Annotated in this window: 11 protein-coding genes, 1 tRNA gene and 3 pseudogenes; 5 read left to right on the top strand and 10 right to left on the bottom strand. The window is 44.8% G+C overall.

Features of this window, described 5'->3' with window-relative positions:
• The first annotated feature begins 76 nt into the window (after positions 1 to 76).
• The 3 genes and pseudogenes from JCM10512_RS15055 to JCM10512_RS15045 all read left to right on the top strand — a co-directional run bounded on the left by JCM10512_RS15055 (position 77) and on the right by JCM10512_RS15045 (position 4879).
• The gene (locus JCM10512_RS15055) at positions 77 to 1735 is read left to right on the top strand and encodes an NAD(P)/FAD-dependent oxidoreductase (protein WP_044164415.1); all 1659 of its coding nucleotides are present in this window, start codon (positions 77 to 79) and stop codon (positions 1733 to 1735) included.
• A gap of 61 nt (positions 1736 to 1796) precedes the next feature.
• A pseudogene (locus tag JCM10512_RS15050) lies at positions 1797 to 2398 on the top strand (helix-turn-helix transcriptional regulator).
• Positions 2399 to 2482: 84 nt separating this feature from the next.
• A complete protein-coding gene (locus tag JCM10512_RS15045; protein ID WP_044164412.1) occupies positions 2483 to 4879 on the top strand; it encodes a TonB-dependent receptor in 2397 nt (798 codons plus the stop codon).
• A gap of 106 nt (positions 4880 to 4985) precedes the next feature.
• Here the strand turns inward: JCM10512_RS15045 and JCM10512_RS22550 are convergent, their stop codons facing one another.
• The 4 genes from JCM10512_RS22550 to metA all read right to left on the bottom strand — a co-directional run bounded on the left by JCM10512_RS22550 (position 4986) and on the right by metA (position 9669).
• Positions 4986 to 5216, bottom strand: coding sequence for a hypothetical protein (locus tag JCM10512_RS22550; RefSeq protein ID WP_148298422.1), 231 nt, complete (start codon positions 5214 to 5216; stop codon positions 4986 to 4988).
• 675 nt (positions 5217 to 5891) lie between these two features.
• Complete coding sequence (locus tag JCM10512_RS15040) at positions 5892 to 6929, bottom strand: zinc ribbon domain-containing protein (protein ID WP_394354210.1); 1038 nt, start codon at positions 6927 to 6929, stop codon at positions 5892 to 5894.
• A complete protein-coding gene (locus JCM10512_RS15035) occupies positions 6929 to 8755 on the bottom strand; it encodes a peptidase U32 family protein (RefSeq protein WP_044164411.1) in 1827 nt (608 codons plus the stop codon). The genes JCM10512_RS15040 and JCM10512_RS15035 overlap by 1 nt, the downstream gene beginning before the upstream one ends.
• On the bottom strand, positions 8752 to 9669 hold the full coding sequence (metA, locus tag JCM10512_RS15030; RefSeq protein ID WP_044164407.1) for a homoserine O-acetyltransferase MetA: 918 nt from the start codon (positions 9667 to 9669) through the stop codon (positions 8752 to 8754). The genes JCM10512_RS15035 and metA overlap by 4 nt, the downstream gene beginning before the upstream one ends.
• A gap of 180 nt (positions 9670 to 9849) precedes the next feature.
• Here metA and fdxA point away from each other — a divergent pair, with 180 nt between their 5' ends.
• On the top strand, positions 9850 to 10020 hold the full coding sequence (gene fdxA, locus JCM10512_RS15025) for a 4Fe-4S ferredoxin (protein ID WP_044164405.1): 171 nt from the start codon (positions 9850 to 9852) through the stop codon (positions 10018 to 10020).
• Between the two features lie 60 nt (positions 10021 to 10080).
• Here fdxA and JCM10512_RS15020 read toward each other — a convergent pair whose 3' ends face one another.
• From JCM10512_RS15020 to JCM10512_RS15000, 5 genes and pseudogenes are all read right to left on the bottom strand, one after another.
• Positions 10081 to 12822: a glycoside hydrolase family 78 protein gene (locus tag JCM10512_RS15020; protein ID WP_044164402.1), complete on the bottom strand. Its 2742-nt coding sequence runs from the start codon at positions 12820 to 12822 to the stop codon at positions 10081 to 10083.
• Between the two features lie 127 nt (positions 12823 to 12949).
• Positions 12950 to 14143, bottom strand: a complete 1194-nt coding sequence (locus tag JCM10512_RS15015) for a pyridoxal phosphate-dependent aminotransferase (RefSeq protein WP_044164400.1) — start codon at positions 14141 to 14143, stop codon at positions 12950 to 12952.
• An 82-nt stretch (positions 14144 to 14225) separates the two neighbouring features.
• Positions 14226 to 15439 (bottom strand): annotated as a pseudogene (locus tag JCM10512_RS15010) (bifunctional 3,4-dihydroxy-2-butanone-4-phosphate synthase/GTP cyclohydrolase II).
• A gap of 5 nt (positions 15440 to 15444) precedes the next feature.
• On the bottom strand, positions 15445 to 17343 hold the full coding sequence (locus JCM10512_RS15005) for an LptF/LptG family permease (RefSeq protein ID WP_044164398.1): 1899 nt from the start codon (positions 17341 to 17343) through the stop codon (positions 15445 to 15447).
• A 77-nt stretch (positions 17344 to 17420) separates the two neighbouring features.
• Entirely contained in the window at positions 17421 to 17807 is a 387-nt protein-coding gene (locus JCM10512_RS15000; protein ID WP_044164396.1) for an START-like domain-containing protein, read from the bottom strand.
• 223 nt (positions 17808 to 18030) lie between these two features.
• Between JCM10512_RS15000 and JCM10512_RS14995 the strand changes: the two genes are divergently transcribed.
• Positions 18031 to 18104: transfer RNA gene (locus tag JCM10512_RS14995), tRNA-Met, on the top strand.
• A gap of 81 nt (positions 18105 to 18185) precedes the next feature.
• On the opposite strand, the pseudogene JCM10512_RS14990 reads toward JCM10512_RS14995, so the two are convergent.
• Positions 18186 to 18571 (bottom strand): annotated as a pseudogene (locus tag JCM10512_RS14990) (L-rhamnose mutarotase).
• Between the last annotated feature and the right edge of the window lie 795 nt (positions 18572 to 19366).

Raw genomic sequence — 19366 nt, 5'->3', positions numbered from 1 at the left:
AAAAGGGAAATTGATGCAGCAGGCTGCAAATCAAAAACTATATAATAAATAACTTTTCAAAATCTCCACTCAACATATGACCAACGAATATCAAGTACGTGTACTCCCCGAAATAGCTGCCAACGAACAGCAGTTGAAAGAATTCCTAGCGGATGAAAAAGGTATCAAGCTGCGCGACATGACCGCTATCCGCATCTTGAAACGAAGCATTGATGCACGGCAACGAACGATTTTCGTAAATCTGAAGGTACGGGTTTACACCAATGAGATGGCTAAAGAAGACGAATACGAGCATACGACCTATCATAATGTAGAAGGAAAACCGCAGGTTATTGTAGTCGGTGCAGGCCCCGGTGGCTTATTCGCTGCGCTACGACTCATCGAGTTGGGGCTGCGTCCAATCGTTATCGAACGTGGCAAGGATGTACGCGAGCGGAAAAAAGATTTGGCTCAGATCAACCGGGAGCATCTTGTCGACCCGGAATCAAATTATAGTTTTGGCGAAGGAGGTGCAGGTGCCTACTCGGATGGCAAACTGTACACCCGCAGTAAGAAGAGAGGCAATGTAGATAAAGTACTGAATGTATTTTGCCAGCATGGTGCTTCTACCGCAATATTGGCAGATGCACATCCGCATATCGGGACAGACAAATTACCACGGGTAATCGAGAATATGCGCAACACCATTCTGGAGTGTGGCGGTGAAGTTCACTTCCAGACCAGAATGGACGCACTCATTATTGAAGCGAACAAGATCAAAGGGGTAGAAACCAATACCGGTAATACTTTTCTGGGGCCTGTTATTCTCGCTACCGGACACTCCGCCCGCGATGTATATCGCTGGTTGGCTGCAAACGATGTAGCGATGGAAGCCAAAGGGATTGCTGTCGGTGTTCGTTTGGAACACCCTTCGTTGCTGATCGACCAGATTCAATACCACAACCGGGACGGACGGGGTAAGCATCTTCCGGCTGCCGAATACAGCTTTGTGACCCAAGTCGAAGGACGAGGAGTGTACAGTTTCTGTATGTGCCCCGGTGGGTTTATCGTTCCTGCCGCAAGCGGACCGGAACAAGTGGTCGTAAATGGGATGTCTCCTTCCAACCGCGGATCACGCTGGAGCAACTCGGGAATGGTGGTAGAAATACAGCCCGAAGACCTCTTACAGGAGAAATTGAAAATAGAAAGCGAAGAGTTGGCTGCACAACAACGGGAACAGTTACTCGCGCTCAACCCGACACTGAGCAACACGCAGTTAGCCACCATGAGCACAGATTTGCTAGCTGTTCTACACTTTCAGGAAGAGTTAGAACGTCAGTCTTGGTTGCAGGGCGGCAGACGCCAAACGGCTCCCGCTCAACGTATGCAGGACTTTACACGTAAGAAGTTGAGTTATGACCTACCCGAATCGTCGTATAGTCCGGGGCTGATCTCCTCTCCGCTTCACTTCTGGATGCCCGAATTTATCACGCAAAGATTATCTCTGGGTTTCCAACAGTTTGGGCGTAGCAGCCGGGGCTTCCTCACCAATGAGGCCGTTATGATCGGAGTAGAAACCCGGACATCCTCGCCTTTACGTATTGTGCGCGATAAAGATACGCTGCAACATACCACAGTCAACGGCCTATTCCCTTGTGGAGAAGGTGCCGGATACGCAGGCGGTATTGTCTCCGCCGGGGTAGATGGCGAACGTTGTGCGGAAGCGGTTGCCGGCTTCCTCGGTATCTCTCAATAAGTAACATCGAAAAACAGCCTATAAGATATTGGAGTGAATTTTAACTTACTTCCCCAAAACAATGAATAATAAACCTGAAATAGCTATACTAGAGCCGAATACACTAACTGCCATCGGGCTGAAAGGAATTCTGGAAGGGATTATCCCCATGGCAACGATTCGGACTTTTCATCGTTTCAGCGAGTTAATGGACGACACGCCGGATATGTATGCTCATTACTTTATTTCCGCGCAAAGCTACCTAGAGCACACCGCTTTCTTTCTACCACGTATCCGGAAAACAATTGTACTAGCCAATGACAGCCCGCAGTTTCAGCTCTCGGGCGTGCGTGTATTAAACATTCACGAACCGGAAGAAATGTTGGTAAAGAATATCCTGAAGCTTCACCAACACGCTCATCATGATGGCTATCCGGTAAAGGGCATGCCCCTATCCCTGCCTACCACCCTCATCAGGATATACTTTCCACCCGCGAGATTGAGGTATTGGTACTAATAACTAAGGGGCTTATCAACAAAGAGATTGCCGACAAGCTCAACATCAGCCTGACAACAGTTATCACGCATCGGAAGAACATTACGGAGAAGCTAGGCATTAAGTCGGTCTCGGGACTAACCATCTATGCCGTAATGAACGGCTATATAGAAGCGGACCGGATCTAAAGCAAAAAATAATTTATCCTAATAAATGAGGATTGCACCGTAAAGGAAATTGCCGTTACTTTGCAGCCATCAAAATAATGGTCAATGAATAAGAATTGTATACTTTTAGCACTCACTTTTCTAACAACAGGAACGGCATGGGCCGAAGATAACCTAAAGGATTCTATCAAAGTGGTAGATATTGAAGAGGTGGTCATCATTGCTACTCCCAAAGAAAACCGGAAACTACGCGAACAACCCATGTCGGTAACACTCATGTCTCAGAAAGATATGCAAGCCAATCAGGTGACTTCGATCAAATCGCTCTCGGGGCTTATCCCCAATCTGTTCATCCCGGATTACGGTTCTAAGTTAACGACTTCGATGTACATTCGCGGCGTCGGTTCGCGTATCAATACGCCATCGGTCGGACTCTATGTAGACAATATTCCGTATATCGACAAGTCGGCCTTCGATTTCAGTTATGCCGACATTGAACGTATCGACATTCTCCGCGGTCCGCAAGGAACTCTATACGGACGCAACACCATGGGGGGGCTTATCAAGGTTCACACCAAATCGCCCTTTACCTATCAGGGCACAGACATCCGGATGGGAGCCGCCACTTACAACAATTACAATGTTTCATTAACGCATTACCATCGCATATCGGACACTTTCGCATTCTCTACCGGCGGCTTTTACGAGCATACGGGAGGATTCTTCGAGAACTCGGCTCTTAACAACCGGAAAATAGACCGGAGCAATGCCGGCGGTGGACGCTTCCGGGGTATTTATATGCCTACCAGCAACCTGAAAGTCGACATGACCTTAAGTTATGAGTATGACGATCAGGGTGGATATCCTTACGAATACACCGGTGTCGTGAAGGGGGAAGAAACCCGCTCGGAATATATCGGCAAGATTTCGTATAACGAGCCGAGCAGTTACCGCCGAGGCTTGCTCAATGCCGGGGTAAACTTGGAGTACCAAGGGCGCAATTTTATCCTCAGCGCTGTTACCGGATATCAGAACCTGAACGACCGGATGTTCCTTGATCAGGATTTCACGGAAAAGAACATTTATACACTGGAGCAGAAACAAAGGGGCAATACCATTTCAGAAGAAGTCACGTTCAAGTCCAAGCCCGGCAGAAACTGGCAATGGGCTACCGGAGCTTCCGGTTTCTATCAATGGCTGCATACTACAGGCCCGGTACAATTCGGACAGGAAGGAGTGCAGACTATGATTGAAGACAATGTGAATAATGTCTTCGAAAACCTGGTAGGCAACGTCCCCGGAGCTCCCAAGCTTCGCATGGATGTAAACAACTCGACTTTATCGGTAGGTGGTCGTTTCGATACTCCGATCTTAAACGGAGCAGTTTATCACCAATCGACCTATAACAATCTATTGATCGAAGGGCTCTCGGCAACAGTCGGGCTGCGCCTGGAGTATGAGAAAATAAAATTGGATTATAACTCGATTGCCGATCCGTTGAATTTTGACTTCTCTGCCATAATGCCTCCTCCTCGCCCGACTATTACCAGTAAGGGCTTGGAAGCACCGGCATCGTTCGTCGGTAAGATATCGACGGATTACTTACAACTGCTGCCTAAGTTCGCGCTGCAATACGAATGGAATAAAGGAAACAGTGTGTACGCAACCGTATCCAAAGGACACCGTTCGGGAGGTTATAACATTCAAATGTTTTCTGATATAGCGCAGGGAGGTATGCAGAACGCAGCACTCGACGCATTGGCTCAAGATAAGAACTTCGCGTCCTTCAGTGCCATGCTGGAAAAACAGAAGAAAGAACTACCGGATATAAAAGAAGCTACTCAATACAAACCTGAATATTCGTGGAGCTACGAAGTGGGAAGCCACCTCACGCTTTGGGAAGGTAAACTTTGGGCGGACCTTGCTGCCTTTTATATGGATACACGCGACCAACAGATTTCTCAGTTTGCACCAAGTGGTTTAGGACGCATTACGGTCAATGCGGGGAAAAGCCGCAGCTATGGTGCTGAAGCATCTCTCCGTGCGAGCCTGACTAGCGCGCTAAGCCTGAACGCAAGCTACGGATATACGTATGCTACGTTTACCGACTATGTAACGAACCAAAAGCAAGATGCCGAAACGCTGGGCACGTCGTATAATGGCAATTATGTTCCTTTCGTTCCCAAGCACACGCTGAATATCGGAGGAGAATATGCCATCACTTGCAGCCCCCGTTCGCTGTTCGACCGGGTTGTTTTCCAAGCTAACTATGTTGGTGCGGGACGTATTTACTGGACTGAACAGAATAATGCCAGCCAAGCATTCTACGGAACCTTGAACGGACGGGTAAACCTGGAAGTAGGCGATGCGATGATCAGCTTCTGGACACGTAACTTCCTCGATAAGGATTACAACGCTTTCTACTTTGAAACCATGAACAAAGGGTTTGCTCAACAAGGACGCCCGGCACAGTTCGGTATAGATCTCCGCTGTCGTTTCTAAAGTGACAAGTCATCGAAACGGCGTAGACACTAAAATAGTTTTATCTTTCAAAAAAGAAATTACGCAGTTTGTAAACGGTAACTTCGGATTTGATTTCGCCTCTCACCTAAGTCCGGCCTATGCTTAGCCTGAATATAGATGAGGGGCGAAATTCATTATTGCCACAGAAGAGTTGAGTGCATGGATTAATCAACCGTTCGCCCGCTTCCGAATGCCCGGGGCTTTCGTTCAAATGCCCGGGGGAAGCAACCCAATTGCCCGGGGCTTTCAGCCAAATGCCCGGGGGAAGAAAGTCGGATGCCCGCTTCATCCAGTCCGAAACATTACTTGTTTGCACGCATAAGAATACTTGTTTGGAATGAAAAGAATACTTGTTTTGAAACACTCCAACGACTCAGCAAAACTGTCCGGGTAAAGTTGACGAATAACGGAAATATTGCCTCTCTTTTTCATTGCTAACCTTTCCCGCTTTTTATCTCGGGCTACACACAAACTTAGTTTTATCAAACAACAAATAGAAGAAACACACTGGAATTACGGACCCAAACAGCAAGAAAAAAAGTTTGCTATTTTAGCTTTCAGCCTTCAGGATCGGAGGTAATAAACTAGTACACAACTCTTTTATCCTGAAAGCAGCTACATTCATTGCTTTCAGGTTTTCTCTTCTAGGAGAAATTAGTCCGATTTAGATTTTGGAATAAGTTCGCTTGATATAGCTCCTGATTTATGCTCCCATGCGGCAACCAAACACATCGCCAACTCAAATTAGCAGAGTCCGCCGGTCCGGCCTAAAGCTGTCCGCTTCGGGAGTTCGCAATCCAGTCAAAAAGTTTAGAGTCTGCGCAAGCTGAAAGCAGTGTTACTACTTTCAGCCTTAGCCTTCAGGATTATCGGATTGCATATCAGCAAGTTATCTCACAAAATGAAAGCTGAAAGCTAAAAACCAACCTTTGTGTAGGGTGGCTGTATACGGGGTATGAAAGGTGAATGCTGCAATCCGAAGGTTCCGGAATTATTCATTGATAGCCCCACAATGCGGACAAACTCCTTTTTCTTTCAACCGTTGCCCACAGTGTCCGCAGCGATACTTATACCGTACGTTGCGACGCACTTTTTTGGCAAATATCGACATGAAAAGCCCCAGAAAGATATAACCGATATAGAAATGGGTAGTCAAAATAAAGAAGAAATAGCAGAAAATGCAGCAAGACATGAGTCCTAACAGATAGGTCAGCGCAGCCTCGGGAGTCAACTGCCGGAACAAATCGTCGAGGACAGCCAGCACTACCACTAGAAAAAGCCAGATGCTGAGTAGAAATATGGAAAGAATAAACGGTACTTTAAAAGGAGACAGGGTCGGATTGAAATAGAAATGCTCCCACGTATCCGGTACAAAGACTTGCATGGTTTCATAAACAGTCGCACTGAAAGCCATCAGCAGACAAAGAAACAACGGGTAAACGCTATCGATATCGTTGAAATAGACGATTTGCAATTGCTTCTTACGGTATGCACGAAAAAGATATGCACCAACGAATAGAGCGAATATAATGACAAAATAGGAGGCGTGCGTATCACTAAAGAAGTGAATAGCTTGCGAAAGGCTATCGGTAGGAGCAAATGATGTTTTCAGATCTACCTCACGCAACCAGCCCTGTTCTTCTTGCGCATGCGCCAACTTCACCCAAACACTATCCACACTATCGGCAGGGTGAATGGCAAACTCTGCAACAACAACGCGATCGCCCCGATGCAAATGGATATAAGTATCTTTAATGGGCAAGCACTCCAAAGAGACAGAATCGCTCACTACCTCGAGGTTGGTATCAAACGTATAATGCCGCTCATACAAGTAGCGTAACGAATCTTTGGTGTCTTGCGAGTATTTTTCCGATTCTAAGTCAGGCACTTTGTAATAACAACCTGACAGAAGAGTCAAACTCATCAGCATGCATCCGACCCAGGCAAGCGAAAGTTTGCCGATACCGTGTCTGGTTACGTTGCGAAACGCTGTAACACGCAACATGCTTCTGAGTGAGAATTTCTTCATTACTCGGTTTTTACTTTCATTTGGCAGTTTTTACAATCAAACTCAAGACGGAAACGTTTTCCGTCATTAGATAGTAGATAATAGGGCTCCCGGTACGGAGAACGTACCCGTTGATGAATCGGACACCAACCCATGCTATAGCGGAGGCAATGCTTACAAAACATCAGTACGGCATCTTTGACCGGTTCTTTCTCGTAGGCCGGTGCTATTTGCTGTACGCCGTGCTCCTGATAGAATGAGGCAGCCCGGGTATTCATAACATTCCCCAAATAGGTCAGTGCTGTCTGCGGATAAGCATGCGTTGTTGGTTTCCACACCGCTACTTCCTGTTGATAGTTCGTGGTGCGAACGGACAGTAGTTTTTCCACAGCTTGCCGCCGTAAATCCGCTAATACAGATGCCGGCAGAAACCAATTATCGGCAAATTCGATCTCCACTTCTTGAGCTTCAAATGGAGTGTTTCCCAATTTAAGTAGTTGCGACCTCAGGTTCTCGGTTTGCGGCGTACGAGCTAACTCCTTTTCACGAGCTAACGCTAAGATCGCATTATTACCGTCTTCATCAGTCAGCGATAGTGAGAAACCGGACTCATTTTCAGTCAACCGAACGGAAATGCTTATTTTACGCTCTGCGGACTTATGCGAAAGAAGTTTCTCAAATTCCTGATCATAATTACGATACAGCGGCGTGCGCGGCTTAATCTTGGGCATCTCTTGCGGAAAGAGCTTATTCGCTTCTACCCGGTTGATGCGGAATCCCTGCAATCGCCCTTGTTCATCAATATAGCATACACCATCTCCGTTATTGAATGATTTCACGCCGGCTACGGTGATGTAATTGCCACGTGCTTCTTTCATGGTTCCCATCTCCTCACCCAGCGATTTGGGCGTATCGAAGGAGTGAACTCCGTTGTCACGCCCATGCAGGAAGTAATGGGTAAAACCCCGACTAAAACTCTTATCCAATTGAGGGGTGAATGTGAAACGGCTCTTCCCGGAGGAGGCACGCACATATTCGGGACGACGTGCCAGAATAGCATCTAGCTTCTGCCGATAGGCAGCGGTTACATTCTTCACATAAGAGACATCTTTCAACCGTCCCTCTATCTTAAGAGAAGAGGCGCCGGCATCCAAGAGTTGTTCCAACTCATCACTCTGATTGAGATCCTTCAACGAAAGGAGATGCTTCTCTTTTATAATGACCTTACCGTCGGCATCAACCATACTAAAAGGTAAACGACAGAATTGCGCACATTCTCCCCGGTTGGCACTGCGGCCGAAACAAGCCTGACTTACGTAGCATTGTCCGCTATAGCTAACGCACAAGGCGCCATGAACAAATACTTCCAGTGGCACATCCGGACAGGTTTGATGTATCTTGGCTATTTCACGCAAAGAGAGTTCCCGGGCTAAGACGACTTGTTTGAATCCGGCTTCGCTCAGAAACTTAACCCGCTCGGGGGTGCGATTATCCATCTGCGTGCTGGCATGAAGCGGGATAGGCGGAAGATTCAGTTTCGTGATTCCCATGTCTTGCACAATGAGCGCGTCTACTCCGACCCGATGCAAAGCGTGGATCATCTCCTCCGTTTCTTTCAGCTCTTCTTCTTTCAGGACGGTGTTGACCGTGACGTAGATGCGAACATTATACAAATGGGCATAATTCACCAATGCCTCAATATCTTCCAATGAATTTACAGCCGCCGCACGAGCCCCAAACTTCGGAGCACCGATATATACTGCATCGGCTCCATGGTTTATGGCTTCCATACCGCACTCCAAGTTTTTTGCCGGAGCAAGAAGTTCTATTTTACGCTGTTTGATCATTGAATATCGTTAATATTAAACGGAGTTTCTTGGTATACAAAGTAGTTCAGCCAGTTGGAAAAAAGCAAATTAGCGTGGGCACGCCAACGTACGACCGGTCCTTTCTCGGGATCATCATCCAGGTAATAGTTCCGGGGGAGTTCGATTTCCAATCCTCTTTCCAAGTCTCGCTGATATTCCGAATCCAACGTCAAAGGCGAATACTCCGAATGGCCGGTCACGAAGAACTCACGACCTCCACGAGCCATTACCATATAAACGCCCGCTTCCTTTGATTCGGACAATAAAGTCAGCTCCGGATTCTTTAGGATATCTTCCCGGCGCAATTCGGTATGGCGGCTATGAGGTACATAGAAGCAATCGTCGAAACCGCGAAAGATAGCATGCAAAGGTTCTAAAGCCCGATGTTCGAAGATGCCAAACATCTTTTTCTCCAAGGGGTATTTAGGTATTCCGTAATGATGATACAGTCCGGCTTGGGCTGCCCAGCATATATATAAGGTAGATGTGACGTGGGTACGTGCCCAATCAAAGATTTCGGTAACCTCATCCCAATAGGAAACCTCTTCGAAATCGAATTGCTCCACAGGTGCACCGGTGACAATCATCCCGTCATATTTCTCGTCTCTCATCTCCTCAAAATCAGTATAGAAAGCCTGCATATGTTCAACCGGTGTATTTTTAGAAGTATGGCTCTTTATCTTCATAAACGACATTTCTACCTGCAAAGGGCTATTTGATAACAAACGGATTAAATCTGTTTCCGTGGTAATCTTGAGCGGCATCAGATTCAATATCACAATCCGTAAGGGACGAATATCCTGTTGTGTGGCGCGTGAGGCGTCTATTACAAAGATATTTTCTTCCTTTAGCAGCTCTATCGCAGGGAGTCTATCGGGTAAGTTTAAAGGCATAATCGCTATATATTAGTAATTTGATTGCAAAAATACGAAAAATATAGCATAAATAAGAGGTGTTGCTTATTTAGAAGACGTACAAATTAAGTCATTTTAATCATAGAAGCATAGTAAGTCACAAATAAAAGGTTTATTTTTGCCAAACGAATTAGTACTAATAATTTAAATCTTAAAAAAATGGCTTACGTAATTAATGACGATTGTATTGCTTGCGGAACTTGCATCGACGAGTGTCCGGTAGAAGCTATCTCTGAAGGTGATATCTATTCTATCAATGCAGATGTATGCACAGACTGCGGAACTTGCGCAGATGTTTGTCCTTCTGAAGCAATTCACCCGGCTGAATAATACAATCCCAGAAAGAAATAAAAGGCTGCTCCCTACAAAGGAAGCAGCCTTTTATTTTAGTTATTCCGCATAACGCGTTTTTAAGGAATAGCTGCCCGAAGGAAAGTCAAATACGGCGTATCTGTTTTCCACCCCTACAAACTTCGCTCCTTCTTTCTCAAGCAGTCTCTGCTCCTTGCGATCCATCTTTGCATCGGTAACCGGTACATACACCTTGGCAGAAGTATTACAGGGCACAGTGATGTTCCAAAGAAAGTGGCCCTGCTCCTTTCGCCAGTCACTCTTTATCTCTCCATGCACCGACCGGAAAGATGCCTTGACGCTGCCAAGCCCTTTCACCGGATAGGGCTTCAACGTGATATGCTTGAAGCCTACACTGCCGGGCGTATTGTTTATCCCGGCCAGGTAACCATAATTCCAGACGATTAAATCACCCAGTAGCATGACATGATTGGCTGAGTTCATGGCTGGGTCTGCCGTATCACCATTCCAAAGTTCCCATATCGTAGTGGCTCCTTTATCCACCATATAGCCCCAACTGGGATAGGTGCGGTTCGTTGCAATCTGATAAGCCAGATCGCTACGCCCATAGTCGGACAGTCCGCGCATCAGTTGTTGTATCCCTACCAGCCCGGTGCTCACGTGCCCGTTGAAGTCCTTCATCGTTTTTTCAACAATGTTAGCAAAGACAGCCTGCTGATACTGTTCGGGAACCATACCAAACCGCAAAGAAAGAATATTCGCAGTCACCGTATTATTACCGTAATACCCGGCATCCGCATGGAAGTACTTGGTATTAAAGGCGTCTTTTACCGCAAGGGCTTCTTGCTGAAAGGCATCAGCATCTTGCGCATGTCCGACCAATGTGGCAAAACGACTCATCAAGCCGGATAGGTGATAATAGAATGTCGTACCCAAAACGGCGGCTTCGGTGATTCGCGAAGGATCTTTGGAATGGATCAACTCCGGAGACTCCGGAGGCATACACCAATCACCGAAATTATCTTTCGTCATGATGTGGTCTACCATGTATTTGTCCTTCATGTAGTACATCCACTTCTTCATCGAATCATAATGCTTCACGATGGGTGCTAAATCGCCAAACTGTTCATAAAGCATGTTCGCAATGATTAGATAGGCGCCGGGCCAAGTCATGTTATCGGTACAAACATCCCAATAGTTAGGAGCTACATCGGGCACGGCACCACCCTCCTTCTGCGCTTGTTCAATATCATCGAGCCATTTAGCATATAAAAGATGATTGTTGAACATATAGCTTTCGCCCTGAGATCCGACCGCTCTATCGCCCAACCAACCCATGCGTTCGTCACGTTGCGGACAATCGGTAGGCATTCCGCGATAGTTGCTACGGATACCCCAATATGAATTCTGATAGATACGATTCAGTAGCGTATCGGAGGTGACCCACTTACCGGTGAGTTCCATTTCATCATAAATCACTTGTCCCTCGAAGTCAGCCAGGGACGGTTTTTCTCTGAATCCCGTCAGTTCGACATAACGGAAACCGTGATAGGTAAAAGTTGGCTCCCATGTTTCTGGCGAAGTCCCTTTCATTATATAGGTATCCGTACAATCGGCACTGCGCAAATTGGCTGTATAGAGTGTTCCGTCCTTTTGCAACAGTTCGGCAAAACGCAGTTTTACTTGATCACCTCTTTCTCCTTTCACTTGCATCCGGAGCCATCCGACCATGTTTTGTCCCATATCCAATACGTAAGCTCCGTTGCCCAATTCGTTTAGTGCAATCGGTTTTACCGTATCCATTATCTTGATGTTCCGATTGAGTTGCGCTTCCATTCTTCCGCCCGGTGCAGTCACTAACTCTGCTTGCAGCCAACTCTGATCATCGAACCCCGAGGTATTCCATCCGGGCATCTCTTTACGGGCATCGTACGCCTCTCCGTCAAATTCACTATTTGCCAAGATGGGGCCATCTGCCGTTATTTTCCAAGAAGTATCGGTAGCTATCAGGTCTCTATCACCATCTTCGTACACTACCTCTAACTGAGCAAGTAGGCAGGGCAAACCAAAATGCCGCACACCCGGCATTCGCATCGTGCTATAGCGACCGTTACCCAGCACAACGCCTATCACATTTTCATCTCCCGACAAGTTTCCGGTTACATCAAAAGTATTGTATTTTACTGACTTTGAATAGTCGGTAGGTGTAGGTGCCAGCACTTGGTCGCCCAGTTTCTGACTATTCAAAAAGGCTTCGTAGAATCCCAGTCCGCTGACATAAAGCGTTGCCTTCTGAACCTTTTTTGTCTTCAAATAAAACGATTTGCGTACATAGCGGGCAGGTACGCTGGTCTTTCCTACCAATTTATCCGCAGGAAAACTCCGTCCAATCCATAGGGCTTGCCAATCTGTCGGATGCATAAGTCCCATTTCCCAATTGGAAGGCTCGCTCCAGGAGGTAGTGCCTTGATTGGTTTTCACTTTTACTTTCCAATAACATTTCATCCGGCTCGCCAACGCTTGACCGCCGTATGGGATATAAACTGACTGATTGGAAGTAACGAGCCCGGAATCCCATAAATCGCCTTCATCCTGATTCAGTTTATCGAGGGAGGACGATACGAGAACATGATAACATAATTGTTGTACATCTCGCGCTTCGGAGGAGATTTCCCAACTTAATCGAGGAGTGATGCAATCAAGCCCCTTGGGGTTGACACGCATTTCCGTTTGCAGACAAGAGGTGCTGATTGGGGCTTTCTTACTAAAAGCAAACATACTCAGGCTCAGGAACAGGTAGATAATAAGGCTTTTTTTCATGATATGTATTTCGTATTAGGTTCTAAGCAGAGAAACGAAAGCGGCTTTTGGGTATGCCTTTCATAAAGAAGAGGGGTACCTTCTATCAATAAATAGACGGTACCCCTCTTTGTATGTTCAAATAGACTTATTTCAACTTAGCTAATGCTTCCTTGATGCGGCGAATGGCCTCTACAATGTTTTCATCGCTAGTTGCATAACTCATTCGGATGCAATCGGGGGCACCAAAGGATGTTCCGCCTACACAAGCTACGTGAGCTTCTCCAAGCAGATACATGGCCAAATCATCTGAGTCTTTTACAACTTGATCACCGAAGCTCTTACCAAAGTAGCTATCGCATTTAGGGAACAGGTAGAATGCGCCTTGCGGAACATTTACTTCAAATCCCGGAACTTCTTTCGCCAATTCCACGATCAAATCACGACGACGTTCAAAAGCTTTTTGCATTTCCTTTACGGGTTCTTGTGTACCTGTATAGGCAGCTTCAGCAGCTTTCTGAGAAACTGAACAAGGTCCTGAGGTATACTGTCCCTGTAGCTTATTGCATGCTTTCACCAACCAATCCGGGCCGGCGATGAAACCGATTCTCCATCCGGTCATAGCATATGCTTTCGAAACTCCGTTCACGATTACTGTGCGTTCTTTCATGCCCGGGAACTGAGCGATGCTCTGATGTGCTCCGATGTAGTTGATATGTTCGTAAATCTCGTCGGCCAATACAATAACCTGCGGGTACTTAGCCAATACAGTAGCCAATCCGGCCAACTCTTCTTTGCTGTAAACCGATCCGGTAGGATTGGAAGGAGAACAAAGAATCAAGGCTTTGGTTTTAGGAGTTATCACAGCTTCCAATTGAGCAGGAGTTATTTTAAAGTCTTGTTCAATGCCGGCTGAAACAATAACCGGAGTACCTTCGGCCAGTTTAACCATCTCCGGGTAGCTCACCCAATAAGGAGCCGGAACAATCACTTCATCTCCCGGATTAACCAATACCAGAATTGCATTACAAACCGATTGTTTAGCACCATTTGCGCAAGAGATCTGAGCGGCTGTATACTCCAAGCCATTCTCTTTCTTCAATTTTTCTACGATAGCATTGCGCAAAGCCGGATAACCCGGAACCGGTGAATAACGTGAGTAGTTATCATCGATGGCTTTTTTTGCAGCTTCTTTGATGTGGTCAGGAGTATTGAAATCGGGTTCTCCTACACTCAAGTTTATTACATCAACGCCCTGTGCCTTGAGTTCATTACTCTTTTGTGACATGGCAAGTGTTGCCGAAGGTGACAAGCTGTTCAAACGATCTGATAATTGATTCATTCTGTTTTCTTTGTTAATTGTTATAAATGAATATGCTGCAAAATAAGCTATAATATCTGATATATGAAAGTAAATGAGCTAATTACTTGTTAAAATGAAGACTATGTCCCATTCTTTCTTTCTTTGTTCTCAGATAGCGTTCGTTAAATGGATTCGGTACAGTTTCAACAGCTACATTCTCTGTAATCTCTAAACCATAGGCTTCCAAACCAACACGTTTAACGGATTATTCGTCATAAGTTTCATCTTATGCACACCCAGTTCGCGGAGTATCTGCGCTCCTACACCGTAATCGCGCTCATCGGCCAAGTGTCCCAAACAAACGTTGGCGTCTACTGTGTCCATTCCGTCTTCCTGAAGTTTATAAGCTCTCATCTTTTCCATCAAGCCAATGCCACGGCCTTCCTGATTAAGATAAACGATTGCTCCTTTACCTTCTTTATCAATCATTTCCATCGCTTTGTGCAACTGCTCACCACAGTCGCAACGTCTGGAACTAAAGATATCTCCGGTAACGCAAGAGGAGTGAACACGTACCAAAATGGCTTCGTCTTCTTTCCATTCACCTTTAAACAAAGCGACATGTTCCAATCCGTTCGATTTTTGACGGAAAGGAATCAGGCGAAACATTCCATGTTCGGTAGGCATGCTTACCTCTACCCCTTTCTCTACAATTGATTCTTGCTTGAGTCGATAGGCAATTAAATCACGGATGGATATCAATTTCAATCCATGCTCATCAGCCAGCTGACGAAGTTCCGGTAAACGAGCCATAGAGCCGTCATCATTCATAATCTCCATCAAAGCACCTGCCGGATAAAGCCCAGCCAAACGTGCCAAATCAATGGTAGCTTCGGTATGTCCGGCACGGCGAAGTACGCCTTTTTCTTGTGCATACAAGGGATTGATATGTCCCGGACGGCCAAAAGTGGACGGCGTAGATTTAGGATCTGCCAAAGCCAGAATCGTTGCTGCACGGTCTGCTGCTGAGACTCCGGTAGTGCAGCCTTCTAATTTATCAATCGTTATTGTGAAAGGAGTGCCTAACACAGAAGTGTTGTCACTCACCTGATGAGGTAGATCGAGCTCTTTACAACGAGAGAGCGTAACCGGTGCACAGAGAACGCCACGAGCATATTTCAACATAAAATTCACATCCTCGGGAGTTATCTTTTCTGCAGCAATAATCAGGTCACCTTCATTCTCGCGATCTTCATCATCGACTACAATGACAAACTTGCCTTCCTTGAAGTCGGCAATCGCATCTTCTATTTTATCCATTTTAATATCTTTCATATCTCTCATTTATTTATATTCTGTATGATGAATTGAACTTGTTCGTTGTTCTTCATGATTCGTTCCATGTCTTTGGCCAAACGCACGCGGAATATCCAAATACGGAAATAAAAGAATAATCCGACAGGGAAAACAACCCCGGCCAATATGTTTAACCAATAAATAGGGAAAGGACGCATATGAGCAGTTACAGGAATTACCGGATAACTATTAAGTGCACTCAGTAACGTAACCGATTCGGTATTCGACATTTCTTCCACCAAGCCTTCCAGGTGATTGTTTATATGCACAATCTCATCATCTTTTTCTGCCGACATCCACAATTGGAAATAGTTGGGTGGTTTCTGCAACCGTCTCTTCGCAACATAGGCCTCACATTCAGCTGTAAGCGTTTGCAAATCGCCCGGTAAACGTTGATAGTTGGGGTCGTGAATTATCACTTCTTTCTTAAACAGATGCCGGACACTTCGAATTCCCGCTATCTTCTTAAACCAGTTGATATACGCATCGGCATTCAAAACGACTGAGTCATTATTTGATTTATAGGTAAGAAAAGCCCCTAAAGGTGCAAGAATAGCCGTACTGGTCCACATACCCATCCAGACAATCCACTTGCCGTCACGCGCCATCTTATAACCTGTATTATCGATAATATAATAGATGATAAACACAAATACCGAAACAATAACGGGCATACCTAACCCTCCTTTACGGATAATACCGCCCAAAGGAGCGCCAATAAAGAAGAAGAGCAGGCAGGAAAGGGATATCGTTATTTTCTTATGCCACTCCGTCTGATGCTTACGCATACTGTAATCGTTATTTGCCATGGTATAACTTTTCATGGTAAGGTCACTTCCTATATTTTCAGCCCGGCTGACTGCCGTTGTGATAATCTTCTGCTTCTGCATCAAAGTGGCTACCTCATAAAGACTATCCATATTGTATGAGCGTATGTCTGCCTGCATGATCTTGGTCGTATCTTCTTTGGTCAGCCCATAGGGGGCACGAAAGTTTCCATCCGATATTTCTTGGTAATATTGCCTCCCAATACTGTCACCCAACACCGTCATTGAATCGATTGAAGCCTGCAATGCAATCATATTCTTAGCACTGGACGTATTGTTCATGATACTGGCATCGGCCATATTGAATTCAGAATCAAACTCAATGATCGAATGTTTCTCTCGAAAAGACTCGCGCCGGTACGGAACATTCTGCGACTTCATATTCTGGGCTCTCAGATTCTCGAACAAGTCACCGTCATACAGATGCAGCCAAAGATGTTGCTTATCGGCTGTCATTTCCAATCGTCCCGAATCAGCATAGATGATATGTGCATTTTCGAACCCATCTTTCAGGTTATAGATCATCACATCATACAATACTCCCGTTTTTCGGTTCTTCTTAGCCACTTTCAAGTTATAGTCCGGAATATCGGAATAGAACACGCCCTCCGGAATATCCAGCTCCGGCGACTTTTGCTTCATTGAGATGATAAGTGTTCCCAGCTTGGCTTGAGCGATAGGTGCTACTATATTCTGGAAATAGAAAGAGACTCCAACCAGGCCACATACAAAGAAAATCAGTGGACGCATGATTTTAAGTAAAGAAATACCGGCAGCCTTCATAGCAAGCAGTTCATAACGCTCGCCAAAGTTACCGAATGTAATCAAAGAAGCCAGTAGCACTGCCAACGGCAGTGCTACTGGCACCAAAGTTAATGCTGAATAGAAAAAGAACTGAGCCATCACGCTCATTTCTAATCCTTTTCCGACTAATTCATCAACATACCTCCACAGAAACTGCATCATGAAGATGAATAGACAAATAAAAAATGTGCCGATAAAGAGCATCAAAAAGCTCTTAACGATAAATATATCTAATTTTTTTATGCGCAGCATCTCAATAGGTTCCTACATTTAAGATGCAAAATTAGCACAAAAAAAAGGATCATCGAAAATTTTTAGTTGAAAGTTAACTAAAATCCACACGTTCTTCTCAATTTGGCTACCTGAGATTCCCACAATTCCCTCATATCAATAACTTCATCCGCATCTGCGAAATCCGTGATCTCAAGTACATAGTCGCTTGTCAGTTCATTGTATCCCATCTTTATTTCAAAGTAATCACGTTCGTTTTCATCGTCCAACCAACGAAAACGAATAAAGGAAAACGAACGAATTGCTATAATCTCAGCACTTCTTTGCTCTGTTTTCCCCCAATGAAACTCTACGTTTTTATCATCCGAGACGACTCTGTCAGCAAACCAATCCTCTAGTCCGGTAGGTGTACTGATTGCTGCCCAAAGGATACTTTTAGAAGTTGCATTAAGTAAGTACTCCAAATGAATTTTTTCTTTCTTCATAGCAAGCTTAATTTGTTTTTAACGTTGCCAAGATAGAGACTTTTTCTAAATAAATAGCTATAAATCGGGCACTTTATTCTAACCAAGCATTTTTTTCGTTGCTCTAAAATCCTGATTTAAAGGAAATGTAAGCATAGAAGCATAAAACAAGGCCAAAAAAGATGCCTTTTTTTTTGGCGTTTATAGAAAAACCTCTATCTTTGCACCCGCAATCAGAAATGATGGCGGGATAGCTCAGCCGGTTAGAGCGCATGATTCATAATCATGAGGTCCCCGGTTCAATCCCGGGTCCCGCTACTGTAAGAAATAAGGTATTTGAGAGGCTTCCACTCTTGGGTGCCTTTTTCTTTTTTACATCGGTTCGCGCCAGCGTCGAATTCAACTATTGTATAAATAAAAAATCCGTTGCATCATATTCCACTTCTCATCCGAAGTTGCTCCCTCCGCACATGCTTGGAATATTGCCATGTAGTTCTCCCACTCCTCCTGTCGTGGTAACTTAGCCAACTGATTCATCGCTGTATCCCAATCAAAGTCAAGCGAAGTTTCAACAATCATAAAGAGGCGATTCTCCAAGAGATAAATCTCCATCTCTAAGATTCCCACTTCTCGGATGCCTGCCTTGATTTCAGGCCACACCTCGCTTCACTATGTCGCCTTACATATTCCGCAATTAATTCCGGTTCACCTTTCAAATCCATTGTCTGGCAATATCTTTTTACCGGACCCTCATACGCTCTTACTTTATAACCTTCAGTCATCATTTTAGTATGTTACAATTATGTTTAATTATTCAAAGCAATAGACTCATTTCCTCAAGCAAATATTGCGGTCGCCTACGCTTGAATACAGGCCCAAATATAAGAAAAGCACATGAATTATCGTCTTATCACTTGCCAAATACTTTATCCCCTCTCTATTTTAGTACCTAATAAAAGAAAGTCAGCATAAAAACCCTTATTTCTTGAAAAGGCGCAGAGGATTAAAAGGACCCAAAATGGTTTATTCAAGAAAGAATACAGTAAGTTATATAAACATATGTAATATAAATGACTCAGAATTCTAGTCCAAAAAATCAAGACTATTGAAGTTTAGTCTCAGCTAGGGATTTGTTTTTTTGCCGATAAGTTAAGAAATTCTTCCATATAAACCGTAATATGCTCGGGCGGTGCTGCAAGAAATAGAGACAAGCCATCCTCAGGGATATGCACAAGCCGGCATAGAAGCCCGTTAAGAGGTCCAAAGAGAGAAAAGGGAAATGTTTATCCGCTTAGACAATAGAGCGCATAGGGGCACGAAATAGCCTATCAGAACGTTACATTTACTACTTATATAAACGGAGAAATGAATCGAGGCCAAAGGAACGTACCAAGGTTCCCTTCATAAGTAACCATAGGAGCGACAATATATGAATATTATGATGAGATTCCAGCTATTTATAGGTGCAGATCAATACATAATAGATATCGAACCTTTCAATGCAAAAGCTTAGGTCTTTAAACTCCGAGATTCATGAATGAAATATTTGAAATACAGAAAGAGTATTGCAAATTATTTAG

The organism is Bacteroides reticulotermitis JCM 10512, from assembly GCF_000517545.1.
Taxonomy (GTDB): Bacteria; Bacteroidota; Bacteroidia; order Bacteroidales; family Bacteroidaceae; genus Bacteroides; species Bacteroides reticulotermitis.
This window is presented reverse-complemented; position numbering and strand designations above follow the sequence as displayed.

What these genes read in the sequence shown, in the direction of transcription:
- JCM10512_RS15055 (WP_044164415.1), top strand. Translation starts at nt 77, where the DNA reads ATGACCAACGAATATCAAGTACGTGTACTCCCCGAAATAGCTGCCAAC.
- JCM10512_RS15045 (WP_044164412.1), top strand. Translation starts at nt 2,483, where the DNA reads ATGAATAAGAATTGTATACTTTTAGCACTCACTTTTCTAACAACAGGA.
- metA (WP_044164407.1), bottom strand. Translation starts at nt 9,669, where the DNA reads ATGCCTTTAAACTTACCCGATAGACTCCCTGCGATAGAGCTGCTAAAG.
- JCM10512_RS15020 (WP_044164402.1), bottom strand. Translation starts at nt 12,822, where the DNA reads ATGAAAAAAAGCCTTATTATCTACCTGTTCCTGAGCCTGAGTATGTTT.
- fdxA (WP_044164405.1), top strand. Translation starts at nt 9,850, where the DNA reads ATGGCTTACGTAATTAATGACGATTGTATTGCTTGCGGAACTTGCATC.
- JCM10512_RS15040 (WP_394354210.1), bottom strand. Translation starts at nt 6,929, where the DNA reads ATGAAGAAATTCTCACTCAGAAGCATGTTGCGTGTTACAGCGTTTCGC.
- JCM10512_RS15035 (WP_044164411.1), bottom strand. Translation starts at nt 8,755, where the DNA reads ATGATCAAACAGCGTAAAATAGAACTTCTTGCTCCGGCAAAAAACTTG.
- JCM10512_RS15005 (WP_044164398.1), bottom strand. Translation starts at nt 17,343, where the DNA reads ATGCTGCGCATAAAAAAATTAGATATATTTATCGTTAAGAGCTTTTTG.
- JCM10512_RS15015 (WP_044164400.1), bottom strand. Translation starts at nt 14,143, where the DNA reads ATGAATCAATTATCAGATCGTTTGAACAGCTTGTCACCTTCGGCAACA.
- JCM10512_RS15000 (WP_044164396.1), bottom strand. Translation starts at nt 17,807, where the DNA reads ATGAAGAAAGAAAAAATTCATTTGGAGTACTTACTTAATGCAACTTCT.